At 46.1% G+C, this 4,421-nt stretch carries 3 protein-coding genes and 2 pseudogenes; 1 reads left to right on the top strand and 4 read right to left on the bottom strand.

Annotated features, from left to right (window positions below):
- The 3 genes and pseudogenes from F557_RS22630 to dsbB form a co-directional block, all read right to left on the bottom strand.
- A pseudogene (locus tag F557_RS22630) lies at positions 1 to 926 on the bottom strand (hypothetical protein); the annotation flags it as partial.
- A gap of 45 nt (positions 927 to 971) precedes the next feature.
- The gene (locus tag F557_RS0106795; protein ID WP_019001491.1) at positions 972 to 1,493 is read right to left on the bottom strand and encodes a hypothetical protein; all 522 of its coding nucleotides are present in this window, start codon (positions 1,491 to 1,493) and stop codon (positions 972 to 974) included.
- A 311-nt stretch (positions 1,494 to 1,804) separates the two neighbouring features.
- Positions 1,805 to 2,380 (bottom strand): disulfide bond formation protein DsbB, encoded by a 576-nt coding sequence (dsbB, locus tag F557_RS19125; protein ID WP_019001493.1) that lies wholly within the window; start codon positions 2,378 to 2,380, stop codon positions 1,805 to 1,807.
- Between the two features lie 355 nt (positions 2,381 to 2,735).
- Between dsbB and F557_RS0106810 the strand changes: the two genes are divergently transcribed.
- Positions 2,736 to 3,974, top strand: a complete 1,239-nt coding sequence (locus F557_RS0106810) for an ISAzo13 family transposase (protein WP_019001494.1) — start codon at positions 2,736 to 2,738, stop codon at positions 3,972 to 3,974.
- Positions 3,975 to 4,228: 254 nt separating this feature from the next.
- Here F557_RS0106810 and F557_RS22195 read toward each other — a convergent pair.
- Positions 4,229 to 4,421: pseudogene (locus F557_RS22195) on the bottom strand (IS110 family transposase); the annotation flags it as partial.

Genomic DNA, 4,421 nt, shown 5'->3' on the forward strand with positions numbered 1-4,421 from the left:
TTTCCGGAATCGCCGTCATCAGTTTTTCCGGAATCGCCGTCATCAGTCTTTCCGGAATCGTCATCAGCAGGCAGATTGGGAATGTAATTCAGGTAATTGGTAATCACAGCTGAAATTTCTTCCCGGCTGCTGTTTATCCGGCCGTTTTCAGAAATTTCCGCTATTACTAGGGAATAGACATAATCTGTCAGGTTTTTTATGCTGCCAAGGGAGCTCTCGATTTCTGATACATCGCTGATTATCTGACTGAACTTCTCCAGATCCCGGTCCGTTTGCGGCAGGAAGTCCTTTCTGGCCAGAAGTTCTCCGGCAATAAGAGTTTTCAGATCATCAGGGCTGGTGCAGTCTTTATTGTATCCGGCATCCTGATAAACCAGACTTTTTACTGCGCCGGCCTGTTCTGCCAGAGTTCCCATCCGGATTTGGTAACGGTCTTTGGTTTCAGAATCATTACTGTTGTCTGCGGTGATATCTGCCAGAGTGCTGAACGGGGAGATGATAAAGGTGGTGCCGTCAGGAGTTTTCCGGTTAACAAAGATACTCCGGGACATGGTTACGGGGGTGGCCAGAGCAGTTTCGGAGCCATAAATGTGATCCGGGGCACTGCTGCCGGCAGAAGCGATGATGAGAAGTCTGGTGTCGCCGGTTTCATTAAGCTCCTTTTTGGCGATATCCAGTGTTACCAGCCCACGGGAATCCGTTCTGGCCCGGGGTTCTTTTGCGGAGTCCCACTGATAGTTGCGGTTCAGGTCTGCATAAACGTAGGCATTTTCGATATCACCGTCAAGAACATGAAAGGCAAGATAAACGGACTCTTCCCGGTCGCTGTCATCAGTACTGCCGCCACTGCCGCCGCCTCCGCCGCAGGCGGTCAGGGCAATGGCTGATAGAACAAAGGCGGACAATTTGCTAAAACGTGGTTTCATAACTTTGATTCCTCGCAGGACAGTAAAAATTTAAAAATGCTCCTGCTAGCGGAGATTCATTTTCAGGCCATAGTCTTTAGAGATGCTGATGTTTGCAACATCGGGGAGTGCCGAAATGGTTCTGTACAGCTCTTGCCACTCCGCAATGCTGCCGGCCTTTACAAGATATACGGTTTTGCTCAGCTTTCGGGCCCGGAGACTGTCCGGGGCACAGTCCGGGGCATTCTTGCGGCATTTAAAGGTAAGAGTGTTTTTCAGGATAAATCCGCCGCTGTCATCTGAGACAAAACCCAGAATCTCAGGATCCCGCGCAGGGCCGTTTGTTCTGGAATAGACGGTTTTATTGTCATAAACACCAATACTATCTGCCGGGGACAGCGGGATATCTGATGAACCGCCATTGTCTCCGATTACGAATTCGGGGCAGATTCTTAAGGATTGATTTTCAATTACAACAGCCTGACAGCCGGAGGATTCCGAAACCGCGTGAGCCGGAAAAGCCGAGCTTAGAAGAAGGAGCGTCCCCAGGACGATACCGGATTTGGAAATAAACTTGCGTGCGGGCATAGCAGAACCTGTAAAACAAAAAAGCGGGAAACTTTTGGAAGAAAAAAGGATACATTATCAACTAAAGATTGTGACATAACGGCAAAAAAAATAATGCTGTGTGTCTCACTAAAAAGACAGCGCACTTCTCTGACATATGATCGGGATCAATTTGCCGGGAGAAACAGTGTTCGGAGGGGAAGTCATGAAGAAAACCGGGAGGACAGGGATTTTGCGGAGCTGCCGGATCTGTGCTGTCTTAAGAACCTTCCGGGCTGTTCTAAGCTGGCTGATTATGCGGCCAGGAACAGCCCGGGAGTTTCCTAATGCTGTTATTCTGAAACGCGATCTCCGTTAAGCAGTTTCCGGTAGATACGGTACGGCATGCAGGAAAGCAGTACCCAGATACCGGCGGTTACCGCATTGCACACAAAAATGATAATGATCCACTGTACCATGGTCAGTCCGGCAAATTCCCAGGAGGCGTCGCCGCAGATTCCGGTGGGGGCGAACACCGAGGGAAGCCATTCATCCAGTTTGAACCATGAAGGAAATTCTGCAAAGAACCCGCAGGTTTCGGCAAAGGGATCGTCCTTAGTAAGTTCGTAGCCCCGGTGTTCAATGGAAATGAGAAGCCCCTTGATGGAGGACATGAGCCAGATAATCACAGCCAGAATTCTTATAATGAAAAATCTGGGAGCGGTAATGCCCAGCAGGGCGGCTATGCCAAAGAACATGAAGCAGGCTCTTTCGTAGACGCATTCAATACAGGGATTCAGTTTCAGGACATACTGGAAATAGAGTCCGCAGGATTCATAAAACAAAAATCCCAGAAACAGAAATGCCCAGAAAAGACGGCTGTGCGGAAACCAGAGTCTGATGAGAAAGCGTTGCAGTGTTTCTTTCACGTAAAAGTCTCCCGTTACTGATAAATTTGAACAGCATTATAGCCGTTTGACTGGAAATTGATGCATAAAGGGAGGAAAAATGTGAGATTCAGGGGGCGGACATATGATGCTATTGTTACTATTCATAGTCCTTAAAAGTGCCAAATTTGACCATAGGTAATAATACAAGGGAATCTTCTGTCTGTGCTGCAACAAGATTAATGATGCAGCAGAACTTCTAAAACTTGGACGTAAACGTGAACATATAGAAGACATGTTTGAGTTGTTAAGGAATTGTTAAAAAATAAAGTTTAATTATCTATTAGTTTTTACCCGCCACAGTGTGCTATCATAGTGATAGTCATTGGAGGGTAGAATGATTCCGGAAAACACTAGAATTTTTGTAGGGAAAGTACTCCCTCAGCTGGATGAAAAACAAAGAAGAATTTTTCTTGGAGCTTTATCTGAAATGCTGGGGAGAGGAAGTGTCAAGGATCTCCATGAGCTAACACAGATCTCTCAGGTCACAATCATTGAGGGTAAAAAAGAGTGCGCAAATATAGAACCGAATCCTAAGTTCAAAACAACCGGTAAAAACAGGAGCGCAAGCGGTGACAGGGTAAGAGCAGAAGGTGGTGGAAGGAAATCAATCCGTGAAAAATACCCTCAGGTTATAGATGAGATAAACCTTTTACTGGAAAACAGTACAGTAGGAAATCCTGAGAATCCATTGTGCTGGACCACCAAAAGTCTTCGTAATATTGAGGCTTCACTCAAGGGAAAAGGAATGTCTGTCAGTTATGTAACCATTGGTAATATTCTAGAGGAGATGGGGTACAGTCTGCAGCAGAACCGGAAATATACAGAGAGCGGAAATGCAGGACCTGATCGGGATGCTCAGTTTCAGTACATCAACAATAAAGCCAAAGAATTCATGAACAATAAAAACCCGGTGATATCTGTTGATGCCAAGAAAAAAGAACTGATTGGCAGTTACAAGAATCCAGGAAAAGAATATGCCCCGAAAGGCAATCCGGCGAAGGTAAATGATCATGATTTTGAAGGTCCGTGTGGGAAAGCCTGCCCTTACGGCATTTACGATTTAAACTTCAATGAAGGGTTTGTCAATGTCGGGTTGAGCGCCGATACAGCAGAGTTTGCCGTCAACAGCATTCGGGAGTGGTGGCGAACAATGGGAGTTGAAAAGTATCCTGAAGCCACATGTCTGTATATCACCGCTGATGGAGGGGGAAGTAACGGCAGACGTAATAAACTATGGAAGACCAGCCTTCAGAGTTTTGCAAATGAAACAGGTTTGAATATCCACGTGTCCCACTTTCCGCCTGGTACCAGCAAGTGGAACAAAATTGAGCACCGTATGTTTGCCTTCATCAGCAAGAACTGGCCTGGGAGACCATTGGAAACAGTGGAGATCATCATTAATTTAATCAGTGCTACGACAACCTCGTCTGGATTAAAGGTTGCGTGCAAGTTGGATGAAAAAGTCTACGAGAAAGGAAAAGTGGTGTCTAATGAAGAACTTAGCGGGATAAATATCACCATGGACGACTGGCACGGTGAGTGGAACTATATCATAGCTCCCACAAACCAATAAAATTAAATTTAATTTTTAACAATTTCTAAAATAAAAAAACGACGGTAAAAAATCAAGAGTACGGGATAAAGCTCGATAGAAAAAGGCGGCAGTTTGTTCAGTTTATTGCATTAGGTTACTATGACTTTTATTATGAAAGAAAGCTCCCCGGCGGACAAACAAAGCGACGGCCCTTAAGCCGTATTCGGAACGCTGCATGCCCTGGAATGGAGTGGCGGCCCGGATCTCTTCGGTAAGATCCGTTCCGGCCCCCGTTAAGTTGGCTGGGTCATGCTGACGCTGGCACAGATCACTTTGCCCTGATTGCTGGTTTCGCTCTGCACACACAGACCTTCAGTAATTTTGGCTCTGGAGATGGCGCGTTTGACCTGATCCATCCGGAATTTTGCCAACGACTGATCGTTCGGGCTGTCTTCGTATTTGACCTTCCGCGTTATTATCACGTAA

It is taken from the genome of Succinimonas amylolytica DSM 2873, assembly GCF_000378405.1.
In the GTDB taxonomy this organism is placed as follows: domain Bacteria; phylum Pseudomonadota; class Gammaproteobacteria; order Enterobacterales; family Succinivibrionaceae; genus Succinimonas; species Succinimonas amylolytica.